Origin of the sequence: Pseudomonas citri, assembly GCF_025336485.1 — a bacterium.
Lineage (GTDB): Bacteria > Pseudomonadota > Gammaproteobacteria > Pseudomonadales > Pseudomonadaceae > Aquipseudomonas > Aquipseudomonas citri.
Genome location: NZ_JAODAB010000002.1, coordinates 1 through 22,373 on the forward strand (window position 1 = coordinate 1; position 22,373 = coordinate 22,373).

A 22,373-nucleotide genomic window follows, 5' to 3' on the forward strand; every position below is an offset into this window, starting at 1 on the left:
CAGATCAACCTCGACGGCCAGGTCATCAGCGACTTCGAACGCGACCGCCTGCACCGCGAAGTGCTGCGCACCCAAGGGCAGATCAGCACCCGCAGCGAATACGACCGCAGCGGCCGCCTGCGCGCCCGGCAACGCCGCCACAGCAACCAACCCTCGCTGCTGCCGGCGGCGCTGCAAAAACACTTCGAGTACGACCCCGCCGACCACCTCATCGGCAAACTCGACCAACAACCCGCTACGCAGCACCGCCAGTTGCTGCACTACGACGCCACCGGCCGCATCATTGCCAGCCAGGACAGCCTGCACGGCCAGCGCGAAACCTTCGCCTACGACGCCGCCGCCAACTTGCTGGACGGTCCCCAAACCGGCGCCGGACGAGTCGTGCACAACAAACTGCTGACCTACCAGGACAAGCGCTACCGCTACGACGCCTTCGGCCGGATGATCGAAAAACGCAGCGCCAAGCGCGGCCTGCAACGCTTCGCCTACGATGCCGAAAGCCGCTTGATCGAAGTGCGCAACGACAACGGCAGCGTGGTCCGCATGACCTACGACCCGCTGGGCCGACGCATCGCCAAAACCGAACACGACAACAATGGTTACCCGCTGGGCGAAACCCGCTTCACCTGGGACGGCCTGCGCCTGCTACAGGAACATCGCCACCAGCAAACCAGCCTCTATCTCTACGAAGACAACGGCTACGAACCCCTCGCCCGCGTCGACGGCAGCGGCCCACTGCAAAAAATCCGCTACTACCACAACGACCTCAACGGCCTGCCGGAGCAACTCACCGAAGCCGACGGCCACCACGTCTGGCAGGCGACGTATCGAGTGTGGGGCAACACGCTGGAAGAAGTGCGCGAGGCGTACTACATCGAAGAGCAGAACCTGCGGTTCCAGGGGCAGTACCTGGACCGGGAGACGGGGCTGCATTTCAATACGTTCAGATTTTACGATCCGGATGTCGGAAGGTTTACGACGCCGGATCCGATTGGGTTGGCCGGTGGGTTCAATCTCTATCTCTACGCCCCTAACTCTTTCTCCTGGGTAGACCCACTGGGGCTATCCTGTGGCCCTGCTACCCGACAAAACTCAAAAGGAAGATGGATTGACGCCAGAGGCAGGTTTGCCAATAAGCCGAATGTGGCCAAGCTACCGTCGCTGAAAGGGAAGTCCGTGTCACAGGTGGAGAAAATCCTTCGGCAAAACGGCTACACCCGAACCAACCCCGCAAATACCAGGAACCAGCGCTGGGTACATGCCGATGGTTCAGAAGTACAAATTCATGCCTATGGGAATACAAACCCTACCCCCTTTAAAGGATCGAACAATGCCCACAGCCACAAATCCTTGGGTCGACACGGCAACCCAGGCACAACTGAACTAGCCAACGACGGAAAAACCGCTGTCAGCACTCATTCCGCGCCAGCACACATCGGGATGCGAAACCCACCCGACTACCCAACAGTATCGGGCAGACCGCACGGCAGTTAGAGGCCACGACTATGTCAGCAGAATTCATACTGTCTTTTGAAGACAAACACTGGTATGCGACTCACTTGGAAGAGGTCACGCAGACAATCACCGGTCTTGATACCTTTACCGGATCTTTCGAGCCGAACGAGCTCCGCTTGACCGGCACCGAGCCCAGAGGTCCAGACGATTGGAGCTTCGATGTACGCTTATTCTTGGAAAAGGAACGTATTTTTCTGGAGATCAGTGCTCATCCGAAAAGTATCGAACGAGACCTTTCCATCCTTTTTGAGTGGATCAGATCACACACCAGGATTTTGATAACGGATGAAGACGGCGAACTCTCAGACTGGTAAAGGACGCCCGGTACCTAAATGGCTGTTTTCAACGCAGCATCACCGAGTATCAAGGCTTTTCATACAGAGCCTATGCCCTGCTTCTGGTCTTTTCACGCCTTGGCTACCTACTCAAGATCGACAACCGCCGACGAACAACAAAGAACCACATGTTCAGGTTCCTGCTCTTCGAGTTGACGTCACCAAAGGGACCAGCAACGCCATGGACTGTCTATAGTCAATTGATCCAGATCATGAATTGTTACATCCGATACACCATTCTATGCATGCCCCCAACGCGACCAAAGGTCGCACCCTTGAGCTAGAGCGACAGGCGTATCATTGCGCCACTGCAACACCCCTTCTGACCGCGGTCGGCACGTACTGGCCTCGGCACTTTTCCACTGCCGTGGGATGCAATTGATGAGTAATCAGATTCCGGTACATGACGTTACCCCGCCTGCCAAAGACGCCAACAAAAGCGTCGACCTGTATGCCTCTCGGGAAAAAATCTACACCCGCGCCTTCACTGGGCTGTTTCGCAACCTGCGAATGCTCGGCGGTGCGTTCTTGTTCCTGTTGTATTTCGGTACGGTCTGGTTGAACTGGGGCGGTCATCAGGCCGTCTGGTGGAACCTGCCGGAACGCAAGTTCTTCATTTTCGGCGCGACCTTCTGGCCCCAGGACTTCATCCTGCTGTCCGGCATGCTGATCATTGCGGCGTTTGGCCTGTTTTTCATTACCGTCTATGCCGGACGAGTCTGGTGCGGTTACACCTGCCCGCAAAGCGTGTGGACCTGGATCTTCATGTGGTGCGAGAAGGTCACCGAAGGCGACCGCAACCAGCGCATCAAGCTCGACAAGGCGCCCATGAGCGCCAACAAATTCCTGCGCAAGTTCGCCAAGCACAGCCTATGGCTGCTGATCGGCTTCGTCACCGGCATGACCTTCGTCGGTTACTTCACGCCGATCCGCGAGCTGATATTCGAGTTCTTTACCGGCCAGGCCGATGGCTGGTCGTATTTCTGGATCGGTTTCTTCACCCTTGCCACTTACGGCAACGCCGGCTGGCTGCGTGAGCAAGTGTGCATCTACATGTGCCCTTACGCCCGCTTTCAAAGCGTGATGTTCGACAAGGACACGCTGATCGTTTCCTACGACCCACGTCGCGGCGAAAACCGGGGTCCGCGCAAAAAGGGCATCGATTACAAGGCCCAGGGCCTGGGGGATTGCATCGACTGCACCATGTGCGTCCAGGTCTGCCCCACCGGCATCGACATCCGCGATGGCTTGCAGATCGAATGCATCGGCTGCGCGGCCTGCATCGACGCCTGCGACAACATCATGGACAAGATGGATTACCCACGGGGCCTGATCAGCTACACCACCGAACATAACCTGTCGGGGCAGAAAACCCATAAACTGCGCCCACGCCTGATCGGCTACGCCCTGGTGCTGCTGACGATGATCAGCTTGCTGGTGACCGCGTTCTTCATGCGCTCACTGGTAGGGTTCGACGTCAGCAAGGACCGCGTGCTGTATCGCGAGAATGCCGAAGGCCGGATCGAGAACGTCTACAGCCTGAAGATCATGAACAAGGACCAGCGCGACCATACCTACCTGCTGGACGCCACTGGCTTGCCCGACCTCAAGCTGCAAGGCCGGCGGGAAATCAAGGTCGCGGCCGGAGACATCTTCAGCCAGCCGGTTGAACTGTCCATTGCACCGGACCAACTGCCGTCGAGCACCAACGAGGTGACGTTCGTCCTCAAGGATGCCGATGACAGCAGCGTCCATGTCGAAGCCAAGAGCCGGTTCATCGGCCCGCAAACGCGTTGAGAGAACAGAACATGCCTGCAGCAACCGCCACCAGCCCTTGGTACAAGCACCTCTGGCCATGGATCATCATCGGGATCCTGACCTGCTCGGTCGTGCTGAGCCTGTCGATGGTGACCATCGCGGTGAATAACCCGGACAATCTGGTCAACGACAATTACTACGAGGCCGGCAAGGGCATCAACCGCTCTTTGGAACGCGAGCTACTGGGCCAGAGCCTGCAACTGCATGCCAACGTGCAATTGGACGAGGTCACTGGCGAAGTGAACCTGCGCCTGAGCGGCAACAGCCGGCCGCAGACCCTGGAGTTGAACCTGATCTCGCCGACCCAGCCGGAGAAGGACCGCAAGATTGTCCTGGCTCGCAATGACAGCGAGCCGGGGCGGTACGTCGGGCAATTGGTGGACAAGATCGAAGGCCGGCGTTTCGTCGAGCTGCTGGGTGTGGAAAACGGCAAGACCTGGCGCCTGTTCGAAGAGGAACAGGTCAACCACGGCCAGGACATCCTGTTGGGCGATGAACCGCTGCAAGGTGCTGAGGACCTGAAAAAATAAGCGGCTTCCTCACCCTTATAGCAAGCTCCATAAGCCAAAAGCCTTCAAGCCACAACTATGACCACTCCCCAGCCCTGCTACCACTGCGCCCTGCCCGTCCCCCCGGGCAGTCGCTTCACCGCCGTTGTCCTGGGTGAAACCCGCGAGCTGTGCTGCCCGGGCTGCCAGGCGGTGGCAGAGGCCATTGTCGCGGGCGGCCTGGAAAGTTATTACCTGCATCGCAGTGAAGCGTCGGCCAACCCTGAAACCCTGCCTGTCCAATTGACGGATGAACTGGCCCTGTACGACCGTCCAGACGTGCAACAGTCGTTCGTACGCCACGAGGGCGAGCTGGCCGAAACCACCCTGCTGATGGAAGGCATCAGTTGCGCCGCCTGCGGCTGGTTGATCGAAAAACAGCTGCGCAGCCTGCCGGCCGTGGCCGAGGCGCGGTTGAACCTTTCCAACCATCGCCTGCAAGTGCGTTGGGCCGACGCCCAGTTGCCGCTGAGCACCCTGCTCGCCGAATTGCGCCAGATCGGCTACGTCGCCCACCCGTACCAGGCCGACCAGGCCTGCGAGCAACTGGCTGCGCAGAACCGCCTGGCCCTGCGTCAACTGGGCGTGGCCGGACTGTTGTGGTTCCAGGCGATGATGGCGACCATGGCCACCTGGCCGGAATTCAACATCGACCTGAGCCCGCAGATGCACACCATCCTGCGCTGGGTCGCCCTGTTCCTGACCACGCCAATCGTGTTCTACAGCTGCGCGCCATTCTTCAAGGGCGCCATGCGTGATCTGCGCACCCGCCACCTGACCATGGACGTTTCCGTGTCCCTGGCGATCGGCAGCGCTTACGTCGCCGGGATCTGGACATCGATCACCGGCGTCGGCGAGTTGTATTTCGATGCCGTAGGCATGTTCGCCCTGTTTCTGCTGACCGGTCGCTACCTGGAGCGCCGGGCCCGGGAGCGCACCGCGGCTGCCACAGCACAACTGGTCAACTTGTTGCCGGCCTCGTGCCTGCGCCTGGAGGACAACGGCCAGAGCGAACGCATCCTGCTCAGCGAGTTGCGTACTGGCGACCGGGTGCTGGTGCATCCCGGAGCGGTCCTGCCGGCGGATGGCAAGATCCTCGATGGGCAGTCCAGCATCGACGAATCATTGCTGACCGGCGAATACCTGCCACAACCGCGCCAAGTGGGCGACGCAGTCACGGCGGGCACCCTGAACGTCGAAGGGGCCTTGACGGTCGAGGTGCTGGCCCTCGGCCAAGACACCCGCCTGTCGGCCATCGTGCGACTGTTGGAGCGGGCCCAGGCCGAGAAGCCGCGACTGGCGGAAATCGCCGACCGGGCCGCGCAATGGTTCCTGCTGTTCTCTTTGGTCGCGGCGGCGGCCATCGGCCTGTTGTGGTGGCAACTGGATGCCTCCCGGGCGTTTTGGATCGTATTGTCGATGCTGGTCGCCACCTGCCCTTGTGCGCTGTCCCTGGCAACGCCGACCGCCCTCACCGCCGCCACTGGCACCCTGCACAAGCTCGGCCTGCTGCTGACCCGAGGCCATGTACTGGAAGGCCTGAACCAGATTGACACGGTGATTTTCGACAAGACCGGCACCCTCACCGAAGGCCGCCTGGCGCTGCGCAGCATTCGGTCACTGGCAGCACTGGACAGCGAGCAATGCCTGGGCTTGGCCGCCGCTTTGGAAAACCGCTCCGAACACCCCATCGCCCGCGCCTTTGGCCGCGCGCCATTGGCCGCCGAGCAAGTGCAGAGCAGCCCTGGGCTGGGGCTCGAAGGCTTGGTGGGCGAGCAGCCCCTGCGCATCGGCCAGCCTGGCTTCGTTTGTGCACTCAGTGGTGCCGCGGTACCAGCGATGCCGGACGAACCCGGGCAGTGGCTGTTGCTGGGTGATGATCGCGGGCCGTTGGCCTGGTTCGTCCTCGACGACCGTTTGCGCAGCGATGCGCCAATGCTGTTGGCGGCCTGCAAGGCACGGGGCTGGAAAACGCTGTTGCTGTCAGGTGACAGCTCGCCGATGGTCGCCAGTGTTGCCGCCGAGCTGGGCATCGACGAAGCCCGGGGTGGCTTGCGCCCGGACGACAAGCTGGCCGTGCTCCAGGCGTTGCACCAGCAAGGCCGCAAAGTGCTGATGCTCGGTGACGGCGTGAACGACGTGCCGGTGTTGGCGGCGGCGGACATCAGCGTCGCCATGGGCTCGGCCACCGACCTGGCCAAAACCAGCGCCGACGCGGTGCTGCTGTCCAACCGACTCGACGCCTTGATCCACGCCTTCAAGCTCGCTCGCCGCACGCGTCGGGTGATCATTGAGAACCTGGTGTGGGCGGGGCTGTACAATGGCCTCATGTTGCCGTTCGCCGCCCTCGGCTGGATCACACCCGTATGGGCGGCGGTCGGCATGTCCATCAGTTCGTTGACCGTGGTGTTGAATGCCCTGAGGCTGACTCGCCAGCCCAAGACACAGGCGCTCGACGCCACGCCCGATACCCGTCCGCTGCCGGCCTGAGCCGCGCGGGCATGGAGTTACGACATGCCAGCTCTTTACGTGATGATCCCGGCTGCCCTGCTGATCGTAGGCATCGCCGTCTACATTTTCTTCTGGGCCGTGGACAGCGGCCAGTACGACGACCTCGACGGCCCGGCCCACAGCATCCTGTTCGACGATCAAGACCCCAACCACAAGGCGGCCGTGGACGAAGCCAGTGGCGAAGCCCGTGGCCCGGACGACAAGGCGCCGCCCCATGCTTGATCTGGCGCCTCTGTTGGTTTCGGCGCTCATCCTCGGTCTGTTGGGTGGCGGCCATTGCCTTGGCATGTGCGGCGGCCTGATGGGCGCCCTGACCCTGGCGATTCCCAAGGAACAGCGCAACCGGCGCTTGCGACTGCTGCTGGCGTACAACCTGGGGCGGATCCTGAGCTACGCCACCGCCGGCTTGCTGATCGGCCTGGCGGGCTGGGCCGTCGCCAACAGCCCGGCGGCGATGATCATGCGGGTGCTGGCCGGCTTGCTGTTGATCGCCATGGGCTTGTACCTGGCGGGTTGGTGGAGCGGCCTGACCCGCATCGAAGGTGTCGGTCGCGGCTTGTGGCGGCATATCCAGCCAGTCGCCAACCGCTTGCTGCCGGTGTCGAGCCTGCCCCGGGCCTTGCTGCTCGGCGGCCTGTGGGGCTGGTTGCCGTGCGGGTTGGTCTACAGCACCCTGCTGTGGTCCGCCAGCCAGGGTAATGCGCTGGACAGCGCGCTGCTGATGCTCGCCTTCGGCCTCGGCACCTGGCCCGTGCTGCTCGCCACCGGCCTGGCCGCCGAACGCATCACCGCCCTGTTGCGCAAGCGCAGCGTGCGCATGGCCGGTGGGTTGTTGGTGATCGTTTTCGGGATCTGGACCCTGCCGGGACCGCATCAGCACTGGCTCATGGGGCATTGACCCAGTAGCCCTCAATCAACTGTGGGGGCCAAGCTTGCTCGCGACAGCGGTGGGTCAGTTGACATCCTTGTTGAATATGCCGCCGTCATCGCGCGCAAGCGTTGCTCCCACAGCGGACCTGGGTGGACTCCGGATCTGGGAGCACCCGGAAAACCTGTGGGAGCAAAGCTTGCTCGCGATGGCGGTGGGTCTTCTGGCATCGAGGTCGGCTGTGCTGCCGTCATCGCGTGCAAGCTTTGCTCCCACAGGCCAGACTGGCCCTGGCCTTGTCCCCACCCCCGTTGACACAAATCAAAACCACCCCGCGCCTACGCCCCTAGACTCGCGCTCATGCCAGCCTATCCGGGGAATGCCCGCATGCTCGACGCCATTCGTTGGGACCCAGACCTGATCCGCCGCTACGACCTGGCGGGACCACGCTACACCTCGTACCCAACTGCAGCGCAATTCGGCAGCCAAGTGGGCGCCTTCGACCTGCTCCACGCCCTGCGCGAAAGCCGCAAGGCCGGGCGACCGCTGTCGTTGTACGTACACATCCCTTTCTGCGCGAACATTTGCTACTACTGTGCCTGCAACAAGGTCATCACCAAGGACCGCGGCCGTGCCCACGCCTACCTGCAACGCCTGGAGCAGGAAATCCAACTGATCGGCTGCCACCTGGACCCGACCCAACGCGTCGAACAATTGCACCTGGGCGGCGGCACCCCGACCTTCCTCAGCCACGACGAACTGCGTCAGTTGATGGCCAGGTTGCGCAAGGACCTGAACCTGCGCGATGACGACTCCGGCGACTACAGCATAGAAATCGACCCGCGCGAAGCCGACTGGTCGACCATGGGCCTGTTGCGCGAACTGGGCTTCAATCGGGTCAGCATCGGCCTGCAAGACCTGGATTCGGCCGTCCAGCGCGCGGTCAACCGCCTGCAAAGCCTGGACGAGACACGCGCCGTGATCGACGCCGCCCGGACCCTGCAGTTCCGCTCGATCAACATCGACCTGATCCATGGCTTGCCCAGGCAGACCCCGGAAAGCTTTGCCCGCACCATCGAGGAGGTCATCCAGCTGCAGCCGGACCGCCTTTCGGTGTTCAACTACGCTCACTTGCCAGAACGCTTCCAGCCCCAGCGGCGCATCAACAGCCAGGAACTGCCGAACCCCGAACAGAAACTGGCGATGCTTCAAGGCACCCTCGAACAACTGACCGCCGCTGGTTATCGCTACATTGGCATGGATCACTTCGCCCTGCCCGACGACGACCTGGCGATCGCCCAGGAAGAAGGCGTCCTGCAACGCAACTTCCAGGGCTATACCACCCACGGCCACTGTAACCTGATCGGCCTCGGCGTATCCGCCATCAGCCAGATCGGTGATGTGTACTGCCAGAACAGCAGCGACCTGGCCCATTACCAGAACACCTTGGCCGATGGGCAACTGGCGACCAGCTGTGGGTGGCTGTGCAATGCCGACGACCGCGTGCGGCGCGCGGTGATCCAGCAGTTGATCTGTCACTTCCACTTGCCTTTTGGCGATATCGAGCGAGCCTTTAATATCGATTTTCGTGGTTATTTCGCCGCCCTGTGGCCGCAGCTACAGGTCATGGCCGAAGACGGATTGATCGAACTCCAGGATACCCACATCACGGTACGGCCTGCCGGACGCCTGCTGGTGCGTTCGGTCTGCAGGGTCTTCGATGCCTATCTGGACCAGCATGACCGACAGCGCTTCTTCCACGCGGTCTAAGCGCGACAATTTGACGATCAAACCGTACTGGCCGGACTCCCTGCGCTGGGTTACCCTTACGCCCCATGCGTGTTTTTTCCCACAAGGATTAAAGAAATGTCCGAGCCCGCCAAATTGCGCTCCCACAGTCAGGCTCACTGCAAGGATTGCAGTCTGGCGCCCCTTTGCCTGCCACTTTCGTTGAATCTGGAAGACATGGATGCGCTGGATGAAATCGTCAAACGAGGCCGCCCGCTGAAAAAAGGTGAGTTCCTGTTCCGTCAGGGCGACGCCTTCGATTCGGTGTATGCCGTGCGCTCGGGCGCCTTGAAGACCTTCAACCTGAGCGACAGCGGCGAGGAGCAGCTCACAGGCTTCCATTTGCCCAGCGAACTGGTCGGCCTGTCGGGCATGGACACCGAGAGTCATCCAGTCTCGGCACAGGCGCTGGAAACCACATCAGTGTGCGAAATTCCCTTCGAACGCCTCGATGAACTGGCACTGCAGTTGCCACAGTTGCGCCGTCAGTTGATGCGTGTGATGAGCCGGGAAATCCGCGATGACCAGCAGATGATGCTGTTGCTCTCGAAAAAAACCGCCGACGAACGCATCGCCACCTTCCTGGTCAACCTTTCGGCACGCTTCCGCGCCCGTGGCTTCTCGGCCAACCAGTTCCGCCTGAGCATGTCGCGCAACGAGATCGGCAACTATCTGGGCCTGGCGGTAGAAACCGTGTCCCGAGTGTTCACCCGCTTCCAGCAAAACGAACTGATCGCCGCCGAAGGCAAGGAAATCCGCATCATCGACCCGATCCAGCTCTGCGCCCTGGCCGGCGGTTCGCTCGAAGGCTGATTACACCTGCGCGGTCGAGGGACGACTCCGTCCTGGCCGCGCTATACTGCCGCGTTTGCAGCCCTGCCAGGACACCTCCACGATGGTCTTCGACTCCTTCGACATCAAATCCCTGATCCGCCCCGTGATCGATTTCCCCAAGCCTGGCGTGATCTTTCGCGACATTACCCCACTGTTCCAATCGCCAACGGCCCTGCGCCTGGTGATGGACAGTTTCGCCCACCGCTACGTCGAGGCCGAGTTCACGCACATCGGCGCGATGGACGCGCGGGGGTTCCTGATCGGTTCGATCCTGGCCTACCAGCTGAACAAGCCGTTGGTGCTGTTCCGCAAGCAAGGCAAGCTGCCTGCGGACGTACTGGCCGAGGGTTACCAGACCGAATACGGCGAAGCCTTCCTTGAAGTGCACGCCGACAGCCTGTGCGAGGGCGATTCGGTGGTGATGTTCGATGACCTGATCGCCACTGGCGGCACGCTGATCGCCGCCGCCAACCTGATCCGCCGCATGGGCGCCAAGGTCCATGAAGCGGCAGCGATCATCGACTTGCCGGAACTGCTGGGCTCGCAGCGCCTGGAAGACATGGGCATTCCCACGTTCTGCCTGACACAGTTCTCTCTCAGCGAACGATAACGCTCACCCATGAACACAACCCCTTGTGGAAGCGAACCGGCTCGCTCCCACAAGGGGTTGGTTTTTTGGGGAGCGTGGATTACAAAGTGATCGGCTTGCGCCCGGCAAACGAATGCGCCAGCGTCCCGCCATCCACCAGTTCAAGCTCTCCACCCAGCGGCACGCCATGGGCGATGCGGGAGACGATCAGGCCCTTGTCGCTCAGCAACTGGGCGATGTAGTGGGCAGTGGCTTCGCCTTCGACCGTCGGGTTGGTGGCCAAGATGACTTCCGAGAAGGTGCCCGCCTCCTCGATCCGCGTCATCAGCTGAGGAATGCCGATGGCCTCCGGCCCCAGGCCGTCGAGCGGCGACAGATGCCCCTTGAGCACGAAGTAACGACCCCGAAAACCGGTCTGCTCCACGGCATACACATCCATCGGCCCTTCCACGACGCACAAGAGGCTGTCGTCGCGACGCGCGTCGGCGCATTGCGGGCAGAGGTCCTCTTCGGTGAGGGTGCGGCACAAACGGCAATGGCCTACCCCTTCCATGGCCTGGCTCAAGGCCTGGGCCAGGCGCGAACCGCCACTGCGATCCCGCTCGAGCAATTGCAACGCCATGCGCTGGGCTGTTTTCTGACCCACACCCGGCAACGTTCGCAGGGCATCGATCAGTTGGCGAATCAAAGGGCTGAAGCTCATCGAGGAAATGTCCGACATGACAACGAGACGCGGTTTATACCCGCGCCTCCGGGCAGCGTCAAATATTCGGGCCTGCTCCCGAGGCATAAACAAAAATGCCAGGCGCGATGCCTGGCATTGTATATAGCCCTCCCGAACGGGATGGCGAATCAGAACGGCAGCTTCATGCCCGGAGGCAACTGCATGCCGGCGGTCATGCCGGACATCTTGTCCTGGCTGTTGGCTTCGATCTTGCGCACCGCGTCGTTGACGGCAGCGGCGAACAGCGCCTCGAGCATTTCCTTGTCGTCTTCGCTCAGGCCTTCGACCACGCTTGGATCGATGCTGACACGCTTGATGTCGTGGCGACCGGTCATGACCACGGTCACCATGTCGCCGCCGGACTTGCCGGTGACTTCGGCGTTGGCCAGCTCTTCCTGCATCTTGGCCATTTTTTCCTGCATTTGCTGCGCCTGCTTCATCAGGCCGGCCATGCCACCTTTCATCATGGGAATCACCTCGAAAGTACTTGGATAAACAACGCGCCGGCCTGCTCGGCCCGACGCCTTCAATTATGAGCCGTGGCTCACCGGGGCCTCGACAGGTTCGATAGTATCGTGACGGACCACGGCGCCGAACTGTTGCATCATCTGCTGGATGAACGGATCACTGTGAATCGACTCCTCGGCCTCGCGCTGACGGTCGGCACGACGACGGGACGCGGCCTGGGCCGGGGTCTCCTGCTCAGGCTTGATCAGCTCGATGTTCAAGGTCAGGGTGCGCTGATGGTACTGGTTCAACGCTTCGTTGAGGCGTCGCTGCTGGGTCGAGTTGAACAGTGCGCTGTGGGCCGGGTCCAGGTGCAGCAACCAGTGATCGCCCTCCACGGCGATCAACGTGCAGTTGGCGGCAATACTGCCGGTCATGCCGCTGATCGGCAGTTTCGGAAACAGTTCCAGCCATTGCAACGCCAGCCCGGTGGCGGGCATCGCCGCGGGCTCCGGCTCAGGCTCCGCAGCCGGCTCGACAGCGTGCTCGCTGGCCAGGTCGTCCAGATAGCTGTAGGCCGAATCCATGTCTGGCTCGATGTAATCCTCGTCCAGCGGTGGCTCATCGTCCAGGTCCATGCCCGGCGTGGCAGCATCGACGTCGGCCACGGTCGGCTCGGGCATCGGCGCGGCGACCCACTCAGGCGCATCGGGTACCACGCTGTCAGGGGTCGGCAGAGGCATTGGCGGCAGGTCGGGCTGCTCGGCGGCCGTTTCCAACACAGGTTCGACGCGCGGCTGCTGGACGACCTCGGGCTCGACCGGGTCGTTCCAGGGCAGATCAATGACTTCTTCGGCCGCAGGCTCGGGAAGCGGCTCGGGCTCAGGGACTGCGACAATAGGCGCCGGAGCCGGCTGCGCCACAGGCATCGGCGCGATGGGCGCTGGAGCCACTGCCGGCGCAACGACGGGCGCGGCAGCCACTGGCTTGGCGGAATCAGCTGTGGCCTGGCTGATCCCCACTGGCTTTAGCGTTTGCCTCGGGGCGTCCGCCGTGTCGGCTGGCCGGAACGCCAGCATCCGCAGCAGCACCATTTCAAAACCACCACGCGGATCCGGTGCCAAAGGCAGGTCGCGACGGCCGATCAGGCCCATCTGGTAATAGAACTGCACATCCTCGGCCGGCAGCGCCTGGGCCAGGGCCAGCACGCGCTCACGGTCGCCATGACCGTTGTCGACACCCTCCGGCAACGCCTGGGCGATGGCGACACGGTGCAACACGTTGAGCATCTCCGAAAGCACGCCATTCCAGTCCGGCCCCTGTTCGGCCAGGCGACGCACGGCCTCGAGCAGCGCCTTGGCGTCGCCTTCGATCAACGCATGCAGCACGTCGTAGACCTGGCCGTGATCGAGAGTCCCGAGCATGGCCCGCACATCGGCCGCCAGGACCCTGCCCTCACCGAAGGCAATGGCCTGGTCGGTCAGGCTCATGGCGTCGCGCATCGAACCGTCGGCAGCCCGGCCCAGCAGCCACAGCGCGTCATCTTCGAACGGCACGTTCTCGACACTCAACACATGGGTCAAATGCTCGACGACCCGCTCCGGCGTCATGTTCTTCAAGGAGAACTGCAGGCAGCGGGAGAGAATCGTTGCAGGAAGCTTCTGCGGATCGGTGGTCGCCAGGATGAACTTGACGTAGGGCGGCGGCTCTTCGAGGGTCTTGAGCAGCGCATTGAAGGAATGGCTGGAGAGCATGTGCACTTCGTCGATCAGGTAGACCTTGAAGCGCCCACGGCTCGGGGCGTACTGCACGTTATCGAGCAGTTCGCGGGTGTCTTCGACCTTGGTGCGACTGGCGGCGTCGATCTCGATCAGGTCGACGAAACGCCCCTCGTCGATCTCCCGGCAGACCGAACATTCACCGCACGGCGCCGAGGTAATGCCGGTTTCGCAGTTCAGGCACTTGGCGATGATCCGCGCAATGGTAGTCTTGCCCACGCCGCGGGTGCCGGTGAACAGATAGGCGTGGTGCAGCCTCTGGCTGTCCAAGGCATTGATCAGAGCCTTGAGCACATGGGTCTGGCCGACCATTTCGCGGAACGAGCGCGGACGCCATTTACGTGCAAGAACCTGATAACTCATCGAAAACCGTCGCAACGAAGGAACAGAAGCGGCTAATGCTAGCGGAGCAAGGCCGAAATTGCATCCGGTGTGCTCGTCTAATCTGACTAAGCTTGGATCCTGGGGCTCGTTGTCGACACTTTTTGCATCGTCAGGAGAGTTTATGCGCTCAGCCATGGGGGCACTGCTGTTGCTGGGTAGCGGTTGTTTCGCCGAGGAAGTGCCGTTGCGTTTCGCCATTACCGACGGCTGGGCCATGCCCATGGTGCAGATCGAACGAGGCCGTCCGACCCAGGGCATCATGCCCGACATCATGACCAGCCTGGCCACGCAGGTGGGCATGCCAGCTCAATTCCATGTACTGTCTCGTGCCCGATTGGATGGAGCCATGCAACAGGGTGAAATCGACATCCGTTGCTATGTCTCCCCCGATTGGGTCGCCAACCGTGGCGACTACCTGTGGAGCGTGCCGCTGTTCTTCCAACGCGACCTGCTGGTCGGCACGTCAAGCGCGCCCTCGACGGTTTCACTCAAGGCGCTGGAGCCACAACCCATCGGCACCATGCTCGGCTATGTCTATCCAACCCTGCAGCCGTTGTTCGACAGTGGCCGCTTGCGGCGCGACGATGCCCGCAGCCAGGAACAAGTGCTGGCCAAGCTCCTGGCCGGGCGCTATCGCTACGGGATGAGCAATCAGTGGGCGCTGGACTGGTTCAACCAACGGCACACTGCCGACCGGCAATTGCACGGCGTGGCCGTGCTCCAGGAACAGGAACTGAGTTGCTACCTACGCAACGACCCCAGGTTGGCGACCCAACGCATTTTGCGCACCTTGCAGCAGATGAAGGCATCAGGAGAAATCGACGCAATCATCCAGCTCTATACCGGGCGCAACGCGGCGTCGGATGTCGAGGCCGCCTCCCCCTGAACACCTGCGCGTTGTCGCCATTGCGGCGGCAACACGAACCCCCTCACCCAGCCCGGAATCCGCTCGGGCGGCATGGGCCGGGCGATAAAATAGCCTTGGGCGACTTCGCAGCCCAGGCGTAGCAGCAGTTGTCCATGCTCGAGGCTGTCCAATCCCTCGGCAACGACCTCGCGGCCAAACGCCCGGGCCAGGCCGATGATCGCTTCGGTCAGCGCCAGATCGTCGCGGTCATTGAGGATATCGCGGATAAAGGTCTTGTCGATCTTGATGGTCTGCGTGCGCAGGTGCTTGAGGTCCTTGAGGGAACAGTAGCCCGTGCCGAAACCACCCAGCGAGAACCCTACCCCCAACGCCTGGCATGCCTTGAGGCAGGCGCTCACATGCGCCAGGTTTTCTACGGCGACAGACTCGACGATCTGCAAATCCAACAAGTGCGGCGACACGACCGAATGCCGCTCCAGCACACGCCGCAGACGCTCAACGAAGTCCGCGCGCTGAAAATGCCGCGCCGAAATATTGATACTCACCGGCCAGCCCTGCCCCACCCGCTGCCATTGCTGCAATTGGCCCAGCACCTGCTCCATGACCCACTCGCCGATGTCGACAATCAGGTCGGTCCCCTCCACCAGTGGCAAGAACTCCCGGGGCGGTATCAGGCCTCGTTGCGGATGCTTCCAACGCAACAGCGCCTCGAGGCCCACCACGGCGCCGTTGCGCATGTTGACCTTGGGCTGGAAATGCAGCCGCAGCTCGTCTTCCAGCAACGCCTGACGGACCCGCTCCACAGACTGATAGGTGGCCCGCACTTCCTTGTCCCGGGACACGTCGAACAAATGATAGCGATTGCGGCCGCTCTGCTTGGCCACGTACATCGCCTGGTCGGCGTGGCGTAACAAGGTGTCGGCGTCTTCATTGTCGGCGGGGAACAACGTGACGCCGACACTGGCGAACACCTTGATGCCCTTACCGTTGATGGCATAGGGCATGGAAACACCTGTCAGTACGCGGTTCAACGCGGCATGCAACTCCTCCTGTCCCCGCACGTGACGCAACACCAGGACGAACTCGTCCCCCGCCAGCCGTGCCACCACGTCTTCGCCACGCACGATGCTACGCAGGCGCCGGGCGACCTCCACCAGCAACTGATCCCCACTGGCGTGGCCATGACCATCGTTAACGGCCTTGAAACCGTCCAGGTCGAGCATGCACACGGCCAAGGGGAACCTTTCCTCGCGGGAAAACGCCAAGGCCTGGTCCAGCAGATCGGACAGATAAGTGCGATTGGGCAAGCCGGTCAAAACATCATGCCCGACCCGCCACTGCAGCGAATGCAGCAGTTGACGCTTTTCACTGACATCGAAGCGAATCGCCAGGTAGCGTTCGATCTGTCCGGACGCGTCATCGATCACCGGTACCAGGGTGGTATCGACCCAGTGCAACGTACCGTCCTTGGCCCGGTTACAGATTTCCCCTTTCCAGACCTGCCCCAATGCGATTGTGCGCCACATGGCGCCGAAGAACTCTTCGGGATGATGACCGGAGTTGAGCAGGCGATGATTGGCCCCCAGCAATTCATCGCGCCGATAGCCGAAAAGGTGACAGAACTGGTCATTGACGTAGGTGATGCAGCCGTCAAGATCGGTTTCGGAAAAAATCGCGGCGGCATCAACGGCTCTTCGGTACTTCTTATCCATCGAAGCATTCATCCATGAGTCAGGCTCATTTATCGCGCGCGGTTGCACCGCCTCCAGAAAAGGCGAAAATCAACTAGGCTCTGCACGAAAAGCCTCGATACTCGTTCATGCCGCGTTGAAAACAGCCTCGGAATGCTCATGTACTCCAGTACACTGCGCTTGCTCGGCTGTTTTCGCCTTGCCTGACCTTCGTCTCAAGACTTTTCGTACAGAGCTTAGGCTCAAACACCTTGGAAAAAGCTGGGCACGGCTTTCGCGGAGTAACAGGTCGACGCGACAAGGACGCCAAGTCCGATCTTTTTGCATAGAAGCAAGCCGCTGAACGCCCGTGCCAGAGGCCGATTCTACGAAACACATCACACTTTGCAAAGCAAGGTGATGGAACACGTGGTTGCCTAATGCAAAAATCTATCGTTAAGTTCTTGATTCTAAATGGGAATTAAGCGATGCAAATTTCAAGTTTGGGTCCAGCCATCAGACGCTACCGTAAAGTAGCAGGGCTTACTCAGGCTGAACTTGGCGAAAAAACCGGTTTTGACCCCAAAACCATTAGCCGCTTCGAAACCGGTACTTACATCCCCAGCGTGGAAGCCTTGTCCTTGTTCGCTGGCGCGCTGGACGTACAACTCAAAGCATTCTTTGCCGACATGACCGATGAAGATGAACAGCGGGCATACCTGTTCGGCGTCATACACAAAGCCACCCCGACGGACCTGGGGAAGCTGATCGCAGCGGTTGACCAGGTGTTGTCCAAGCCTTGATGCAGGCATGAAAAAGCGGGATGGGGTTGTCCGTGCCGTACAGATCGGGCTCCCGCCAAAGTCTGGACAGCAGAAAGCCTCGATCGAGGATCGACCGGCAAACAACAAAGAAGTAAGGACATCGGGAAGACCTTGCGAACGAAGGTCTGGGGCGTTATGGAGGCGACCCCACCAGCCACACCCCGGCACACAATGTTCCCGCTGTGGCTGCTTCCTTCCGGATCTGACCAGGTTCACGGGTAATCGTTGCGGGGGGACCGATGGGGTCACCATAACGACGCTCACCAGTCGGCGAGCCGCGCCATTGTACCTATCTGGCGAGAAGTTACAACCGTCCGTGCCGGATAAAAAAACTGAAGATGTTCAAGCACTTGCTGTGGGAGGAGCATTTGCTCGCGATGGTGGTGGCACATGTGACGCAAGTGCAAGCTGCCCCACCGCTTTCGCGAGCAAACTCGCCCCCACAGAAAATCCGGATGAAAGCCAGTCCCGTGAGCCCGCACTCCATTCACGAGCGAGCCTGCTCGCGATGCTGTAAAAAGCCGAGCATGTAATGACTTGCAATCAATTACGACTTTGAAGCGCGTCCGATATCAAACCATCGATCACGACGAAGTATTGCAAACCACCGCCGGGCAGAACGGCCCATATTCCCCATTGAGGGCCTGGGCTCGAACTTGAACATTGAAATAGACAGGCTGCGCAGCCCCGCTGACGCCTATTTCATGTCGGTACCAGCCACGATGGTCCGGCCGCACGGTGGTTGCAGGGACGAACTGCCCCTGCCCAGTTGCCACGGCCGTCACCCTGAACGTGTGCGCAGCCACCTGGTCGGGCCGGACATTATCCGGAATCTGCCACGCCAATATGATGGTGTACCGGCTTTGCCCAGCCTGGGAAAGCCGCCGAGGCGCATTAGGTATTTTCGCTACCGCATTAATTTCATGATCTTTCATTGCATCTTCCATAATAAGTAGGCCATCTTCCATGGCGGGCTTTTATGGTAAGGGAAAGTTCAGGCGCGCAGGCACAATCAAAACAAATGGAATTAATTGAGGCGCCCAGTCTTTTGATAAGCAGGCTGTCCATTTACTGAGTTCAATTTCCCAATTGAATATTCCATCACCCGCAGCATGGATATAACTACAACAACACCTCATCCGCCCGACCACCCTCTTCCTGGATCACCAGGTGGATGAAATGCAGCTTGGTGATCACCGTCGCCGGTACGACGAACGGGTAGAAATCTGCCTGGCCTATGCTGCGGGACAGTTCGTTGAGCATGCCAGCCAGTTCGATCCAGGCGTTGACGAACGACAGGAACGCCTCGCCGCCCGGGTGCGCAGGGTCAAACAGAGTGTCGGGTGGGAATGGCTGGTAGTCGAAATCCATGTCCCGGGCGCTCATGCCAAAACCCAACGCCGTGTCCACCGCGTCCGTCATGTGCAGATAATGGGCCCAAGTCTCGGCCCAGTCCTCCCAAGGGTGCATAGTGGCATAGGCACTGACATGGCAAGTTTCCCAGCCCGGGGGCGCGCCGTGCTGATAGTGCCGCTCCAACGCCTGGGAATAGCTGGCGCGCTCGTCGCCGAACAACTGACGAAAGGCTTCAAGCCAATGACTATTGGCAATCAGGTGATCCCAATAGTAATGCCCCACCTCATGCCGAAAATGCCCGAGCAAGGTGCGATAAGGTTCGTGCAACTGCTGGCGCATTTGCTCGCGATGGGCATCGTCGGCTTCCTTGATGTCGAGGGTGATCAGGCCGCTGGCATGACCGGTGGTCGGCGGTGTGCCGTCGGGCTCGATACCGATGAAATCGAACGCCAGGCCCTGGGTTTCATCGACGGTTTTTGGAGTGATCGGCAAACCGAGGGTAATCAGTTGCGCTACCAGCCGGCGCTTGGCGGTTTCGACCTTGCGCCAGCGCTCCGGATTCTCCGGGATCGACAGGTCGGGGATGGTGCGGTTCAGGCGGCAGGCGATGCACAGGGTGTCGTGTCCGTCGGCCGGCAACAGCCAATTGCAGGCCGCCGGCGAATCGAGGTTGACGCAGCGGCGAAAAAGCCCGGCCTGCGGATCGGCATCCAGGGTCCAGGTATCGGGATGCTCGCCAGGTTGCAGGGACGACAGGCGGCTCTGCTCCGGCTGATAGCCCAGCGCCGCGAGACAAGCCAGGCACTGGCTATTGCGAAAGAACAGCGACTGGCCGCAGCGACACGGCCAGACCTTGCTGTTGCGCGAACGGTCGCCCAGGAATGGCGCGGCGATGCGCGAGCTCAATTGTTCGAAGAAGCGGTACATGGCGATCTCTCCCTGGAACCTCCAAGACTAGATCACCCGACTTCCACGATCGTTCCCATGTCCTGCGCTACAGGCCCCAGGCATCCACTCAGAGCGGGATGCCATGCTCCATCAGGAAACCGACAAACGCTTGCTCGTCGAGCACCTTGAGCCCCAGCTCATTGGCCTTGGTCAATTTCGAACCGGCGCCCGGCCCGGCCACGACGCAGTAGGTTTTAGCCGACACGGAACCGGCGACCTTGGCTCCCAGGCTCTCGAGTTTTTCCTTGGCGACGTCGCGGCTCATCAGCTCCAGCGTCCCAGTCAGCACCCAGGTATGACCGGTTTCGGGCAAGCCTTCGACAACCTTTTTCTCGCTCCGCCAGTGCATACCGAAATCCCGCAATTGCTGTTCCGCGGCCTCGGCCTGCTGGCGATTGGCGGCGATGGCGAAAAACTCACGCACGGCATTGGCCTGCTTCTCCGGCAACGCCTGGCGCATGTCCAGCCAGTCGGCGTTCATCACTGCCTCGAGTGTGCCGAACTTGTCCGCCAGTTTCTGCGCCCCGCCAGGGCCAACCGAAGGGATGTTCAACTTGTCGAGAAAACCGCCCAGGGTAGTACTGGCGGCGAATTCGGCACCCAATTCACCTTGGTCCTGGATATCAAGACCGTGGCGTAGCAGGTCTTCGATCACCTGGCGGTTGTGCGAATCCTCGAAGAAGCTGTGGATCTCATGGGCGACTTCCAGGCCCACGTCCGGCAGATAGGTCAATACCTGCGGCAGCGCCGCTTGCACGCGCGCAAGGGAACCGAGGGAGCGAGCCAGGACCTTGGCGGTCTCTTCACCCACGTCGGGAATGCCAAGGGCATAGATGAAGCGCGCCAGCCCAGGCTGCTTGCTGTCGGCGATGGCCGCCAACAGGTTCTTGCTCGACAGTTCGGCGAAGCCTTCCAGGTCGACCACTTGTTCAAAGGTCAGGGCATACAGATCGGCCGGTGAGCCCACCAGCCCTTCATCCACCAACTGCTCGACACTCTTTTCCCCCAGGCCTTCGATGTCCATGGCCCGGCGCGACACGAAGTGGATGATCGCCTGCTTGAGCTGCGCGCCACAGGCCAGGCGACCGACGCAGCGGTACACGGCCCCCTCGCTGATGGTTTCGCGGCCCTTGCTGCGCTTGATCAGTTGTGTGCGCTCCACATGGGAGCCGCACACCGGGCACTGCTGTGGGATTGCGACCGGACGAGCATGCTCCGGCCGACGCTCGGTGACCACCTGCACCACTTGCGGAATCACGTCCCCGGCGCGGCGGATGATCACCGTGTCACCGATCATCAGCCCCAAACGCGCCACTTCGTCCATGTTGTGCAGCGTGGCATTGGCCACCGTCACACCCGCGACCCTGACCGGCTTGAGCCGCGCCACGGGCGTTACGGCACCGGTGCGGCCAACCTGGAACTCCACGTCCAGCAACTCGGTGAGTTCTTCGCTCGCCGGGAATTTATGGGCGATGGCCCAACGCGGCTCTCGGGCACGGAAACCGAGCTCACGCTGGGAAGCGATGCTGTTGACCTTGAACACCACGCCGTCGATTTCATAAGGCAACGCATTGCGGCGCTCGCCAATGTCGCGGTAGTAATCCAGGCACTCATCCAGGCCGCGGGCCAACTTCAGCTCGCGGCTGATGGGCAGACCCCAGGCCTTGAGCTGCTTGAGGTTGCCAATGTGGCTGTCGGCGATGTCGGCGCTCACCTGGCCGATACCATAGCAGCAGAATTCCAGGGGGCGGCTGGCGGTGATTTTCGAATCCAACTGGCGCAGACTGCCGGCTGCCGCGTTACGCGGGTTGGCGAAGGTCTTGCCACCCGATTCCAATTGCGTGGCGTTGAGACGCTCGAAGCCGGCCTTGGACATGTACACCTCGCCGCGCACTTCCAGCACCGGCGGCCAACCACTGCCCTGCAACTTGAGGGGAATGTTGCGCACGGTGCGCACGTTGACACTGATATCTTCACCGGTGGTGCCGTCGCCACGGGTGGCCCCGCGCACCAGCATGCCGTCCTGATACAACAAGCTGACCGCCAGGCCATCGAGCTTCGGCTCGCAACTGTATTCAACCGCGGCGCCACCGCCCAGCAGATCGCCCAAGGGCAGGTCCAGGCCTTCGGTCACCCGGCGATCGAACTCACGCATGGTGGTTTCGTCGAAGGCGTTGCCCAGGCTGAGCATCGGGATCTCGTGACGCACCTGGCTGAACGCCGACAGCGCCACGCTGCCGACCCGTTGCGTCGGGGAATCGCTGGTCACCAGCTCCGGATGCTGTTCTTCCAAGGCCTTGAGTTCGTGGAACAGACGATCGTATTCGGCGTCCGGGATACTGGGTTCATCCAGGACGTGGTAGCGATAGTTGTGCTGATCCAGCTCGGTACGCAGTGCCAGGATGCGGGTTTCGACGGCATTCATTAGGTGTTCTCTCATAAAGCAAAAGAGCAGCCGAGGCTGCTCAATTTTCTAATCTCCTCGGCAAGTCGAACTTGGACCGGCCGAATGCAGAACCTGTGGCGAGGGGATTTATCTCCTCGCCACAAAAAGCTCCTCGCTCCTGT

19 protein-coding genes and 1 other RNA gene are annotated in these 22,373 nt (G+C 61.2%); 12 read left to right on the forward strand and 8 right to left on the reverse strand.

From position 1 onward, the window contains the following. The 10 genes from N4Q37_RS02195 to N4Q37_RS02240 all read left to right on the forward strand — a co-directional run. Window positions 1-1,494 (forward strand): RHS repeat domain-containing protein (locus N4Q37_RS02195; RefSeq protein WP_260954945.1); only part of this gene is annotated, 1,494 nt, incomplete at its 5' end. Window positions 1,495-1,505: 11 nt separating this feature from the next. Further along, a complete protein-coding gene (locus tag N4Q37_RS02200) occupies window positions 1,506-1,829 on the forward strand; it encodes a 3-hydroxydecyl-ACP dehydratase (RefSeq protein ID WP_260954947.1) in 324 nt (107 codons plus the stop codon). A gap of 402 nt (window positions 1,830-2,231) precedes the next feature. Further along, the gene (gene ccoG / locus N4Q37_RS02205; RefSeq protein ID WP_260954948.1) at window positions 2,232-3,647 is read left to right on the forward strand and encodes a cytochrome c oxidase accessory protein CcoG; all 1,416 of its coding nucleotides are present in this window, start codon (window positions 2,232-2,234) and stop codon (window positions 3,645-3,647) included. Window positions 3,648-3,658: 11 nt separating this feature from the next. Beyond that, window positions 3,659-4,198, forward strand: a complete 540-nt coding sequence (locus N4Q37_RS02210; RefSeq protein WP_260954949.1) for a FixH family protein — start codon at window positions 3,659-3,661, stop codon at window positions 4,196-4,198. A 57-nt stretch (window positions 4,199-4,255) separates the two neighbouring features. Next, on the forward strand, window positions 4,256-6,706 hold the full coding sequence (locus N4Q37_RS02215) for a heavy metal translocating P-type ATPase (RefSeq protein ID WP_260954950.1): 2,451 nt from the start codon (window positions 4,256-4,258) through the stop codon (window positions 6,704-6,706). A gap of 24 nt (window positions 6,707-6,730) precedes the next feature. Then, complete coding sequence (ccoS, locus tag N4Q37_RS02220; protein WP_260954951.1) at window positions 6,731-6,949, forward strand: cbb3-type cytochrome oxidase assembly protein CcoS; 219 nt, start codon at window positions 6,731-6,733, stop codon at window positions 6,947-6,949. Then, window positions 6,942-7,625: a sulfite exporter TauE/SafE family protein gene (locus N4Q37_RS02225; protein ID WP_260954952.1), complete on the forward strand. Its 684-nt coding sequence runs from the start codon at window positions 6,942-6,944 to the stop codon at window positions 7,623-7,625. Before ccoS ends, N4Q37_RS02225 begins: the two co-directional genes overlap by 8 nt. Before the next feature lie 357 nt (window positions 7,626-7,982). Then, window positions 7,983-9,365, forward strand: coding sequence for an oxygen-independent coproporphyrinogen III oxidase (gene hemN, locus N4Q37_RS02230; protein WP_260954953.1), 1,383 nt, complete (start codon window positions 7,983-7,985; stop codon window positions 9,363-9,365). Window positions 9,366-9,461: 96 nt separating this feature from the next. Then, window positions 9,462-10,196 carry a fumarate/nitrate reduction transcriptional regulator Fnr gene (gene fnr, locus N4Q37_RS02235; RefSeq protein ID WP_260954954.1) on the forward strand — a complete coding sequence of 245 codons (735 nt, stop codon included), beginning with the start codon at window positions 9,462-9,464 and terminating at the stop codon, window positions 10,194-10,196. 82 nt (window positions 10,197-10,278) lie between these two features. Then, window positions 10,279-10,827: an adenine phosphoribosyltransferase gene (locus N4Q37_RS02240; RefSeq protein ID WP_041020481.1), complete on the forward strand. Its 549-nt coding sequence runs from the start codon at window positions 10,279-10,281 to the stop codon at window positions 10,825-10,827. A 79-nt stretch (window positions 10,828-10,906) separates the two neighbouring features. Here N4Q37_RS02240 and recR read toward each other — a convergent pair whose 3' ends face one another. The 3 genes from recR to dnaX form a co-directional block, all read right to left on the reverse strand. Further along, window positions 10,907-11,509, reverse strand: a complete 603-nt coding sequence (gene recR / locus N4Q37_RS02245) for a recombination mediator RecR (RefSeq protein ID WP_260954956.1) — start codon at window positions 11,507-11,509, stop codon at window positions 10,907-10,909. Window positions 11,510-11,658: 149 nt separating this feature from the next. Beyond that, window positions 11,659-11,997: a YbaB/EbfC family nucleoid-associated protein gene (locus tag N4Q37_RS02250; RefSeq protein ID WP_003183512.1), complete on the reverse strand. Its 339-nt coding sequence runs from the start codon at window positions 11,995-11,997 to the stop codon at window positions 11,659-11,661. Between the two features lie 63 nt (window positions 11,998-12,060). After that, entirely contained in the window at window positions 12,061-14,118 is a 2,058-nt protein-coding gene (gene dnaX, locus N4Q37_RS02255; protein WP_260954959.1) for a DNA polymerase III subunit gamma/tau, read from the reverse strand. A gap of 142 nt (window positions 14,119-14,260) precedes the next feature. On the opposite strand from dnaX, the gene N4Q37_RS02260 reads away from it, so the two are divergent. Next, window positions 14,261-15,025, forward strand: coding sequence for a substrate-binding periplasmic protein (locus tag N4Q37_RS02260; protein ID WP_260954960.1), 765 nt, complete (start codon window positions 14,261-14,263; stop codon window positions 15,023-15,025). On the opposite strand, the gene N4Q37_RS02265 is transcribed toward N4Q37_RS02260, so the two are convergent. Further along, the gene (locus N4Q37_RS02265) at window positions 14,977-16,719 is read right to left on the reverse strand and encodes a putative bifunctional diguanylate cyclase/phosphodiesterase (protein ID WP_260954961.1); all 1,743 of its coding nucleotides are present in this window, start codon (window positions 16,717-16,719) and stop codon (window positions 14,977-14,979) included. The two genes, N4Q37_RS02260 and N4Q37_RS02265, sit on opposite strands and share 49 nt — an antisense overlap. 446 nt (window positions 16,720-17,165) lie before the next feature. Here N4Q37_RS02265 and N4Q37_RS02270 point away from each other — a divergent pair, with 446 nt between their 5' ends. Further along, entirely contained in the window at window positions 17,166-17,480 is a 315-nt protein-coding gene (locus N4Q37_RS02270) for a helix-turn-helix domain-containing protein (protein ID WP_260954962.1), read from the forward strand. A gap of 166 nt (window positions 17,481-17,646) precedes the next feature. On the opposite strand, the gene ffs is transcribed toward N4Q37_RS02270, so the two are convergent. The 4 genes from ffs to ligA all read right to left on the reverse strand — a co-directional run bounded on the left by ffs (window position 17,647) and on the right by ligA (window position 22,230). Further along, an RNA gene (ffs, locus tag N4Q37_RS02275) (signal recognition particle sRNA small type) lies at window positions 17,647-17,743 on the reverse strand. A 342-nt stretch (window positions 17,744-18,085) separates the two neighbouring features. After that, window positions 18,086-18,436, reverse strand: coding sequence for a hypothetical protein (locus N4Q37_RS02280; protein ID WP_260954963.1), 351 nt, complete (start codon window positions 18,434-18,436; stop codon window positions 18,086-18,088). A gap of 187 nt (window positions 18,437-18,623) precedes the next feature. Then, window positions 18,624-19,784, reverse strand: coding sequence for a zinc-binding metallopeptidase family protein (locus tag N4Q37_RS02285; protein WP_260954964.1), 1,161 nt, complete (start codon window positions 19,782-19,784; stop codon window positions 18,624-18,626). Between the two features lie 88 nt (window positions 19,785-19,872). Next, window positions 19,873-22,230: an NAD-dependent DNA ligase LigA gene (ligA, locus tag N4Q37_RS02290; RefSeq protein WP_260954966.1), complete on the reverse strand. Its 2,358-nt coding sequence runs from the start codon at window positions 22,228-22,230 to the stop codon at window positions 19,873-19,875. Between the last annotated feature and the right edge of the window lie 143 nt (window positions 22,231-22,373).

Excerpts from the sequence above, each read along its gene's own strand:
- N4Q37_RS02215 (WP_260954950.1), top strand. The coding sequence starts at position 4,256 with ATGACCACTCCCCAGCCCTGCTACCACTGCGCCCTGCCCGTCCCCCCG.
- fnr (WP_260954954.1), top strand. The coding sequence starts at position 9,462 with ATGTCCGAGCCCGCCAAATTGCGCTCCCACAGTCAGGCTCACTGCAAG.
- N4Q37_RS02210 (WP_260954949.1), top strand. The coding sequence starts at position 3,659 with ATGCCTGCAGCAACCGCCACCAGCCCTTGGTACAAGCACCTCTGGCCA.
- ccoS (WP_260954951.1), top strand. The coding sequence starts at position 6,731 with ATGCCAGCTCTTTACGTGATGATCCCGGCTGCCCTGCTGATCGTAGGC.
- N4Q37_RS02270 (WP_260954962.1), top strand. The coding sequence starts at position 17,166 with ATGCAAATTTCAAGTTTGGGTCCAGCCATCAGACGCTACCGTAAAGTA.
- N4Q37_RS02240 (WP_041020481.1), top strand. The coding sequence starts at position 10,279 with ATGGTCTTCGACTCCTTCGACATCAAATCCCTGATCCGCCCCGTGATC.
- hemN (WP_260954953.1), top strand. The coding sequence starts at position 7,983 with ATGCTCGACGCCATTCGTTGGGACCCAGACCTGATCCGCCGCTACGAC.
- ligA (WP_260954966.1), bottom strand. The coding sequence starts at position 22,230 with ATGAATGCCGTCGAAACCCGCATCCTGGCACTGCGTACCGAGCTGGAT.
- N4Q37_RS02260 (WP_260954960.1), top strand. The coding sequence starts at position 14,261 with ATGCGCTCAGCCATGGGGGCACTGCTGTTGCTGGGTAGCGGTTGTTTC.
- N4Q37_RS02265 (WP_260954961.1), bottom strand. The coding sequence starts at position 16,719 with ATGGATAAGAAGTACCGAAGAGCCGTTGATGCCGCCGCGATTTTTTCC.
- N4Q37_RS02225 (WP_260954952.1), top strand. The coding sequence starts at position 6,942 with ATGCTTGATCTGGCGCCTCTGTTGGTTTCGGCGCTCATCCTCGGTCTG.
- dnaX (WP_260954959.1), bottom strand. The coding sequence starts at position 14,118 with ATGAGTTATCAGGTTCTTGCACGTAAATGGCGTCCGCGCTCGTTCCGC.
- N4Q37_RS02280 (WP_260954963.1), bottom strand. The coding sequence starts at position 18,436 with ATGAAAGATCATGAAATTAATGCGGTAGCGAAAATACCTAATGCGCCT.
- N4Q37_RS02250 (WP_003183512.1), bottom strand. The coding sequence starts at position 11,997 with ATGATGAAAGGTGGCATGGCCGGCCTGATGAAGCAGGCGCAGCAAATG.
- N4Q37_RS02285 (WP_260954964.1), bottom strand. The coding sequence starts at position 19,784 with ATGTACCGCTTCTTCGAACAATTGAGCTCGCGCATCGCCGCGCCATTC.
- recR (WP_260954956.1), bottom strand. The coding sequence starts at position 11,509 with ATGAGCTTCAGCCCTTTGATTCGCCAACTGATCGATGCCCTGCGAACG.
- ccoG (WP_260954948.1), top strand. The coding sequence starts at position 2,232 with ATGAGTAATCAGATTCCGGTACATGACGTTACCCCGCCTGCCAAAGAC.
- N4Q37_RS02200 (WP_260954947.1), top strand. The coding sequence starts at position 1,506 with ATGTCAGCAGAATTCATACTGTCTTTTGAAGACAAACACTGGTATGCG.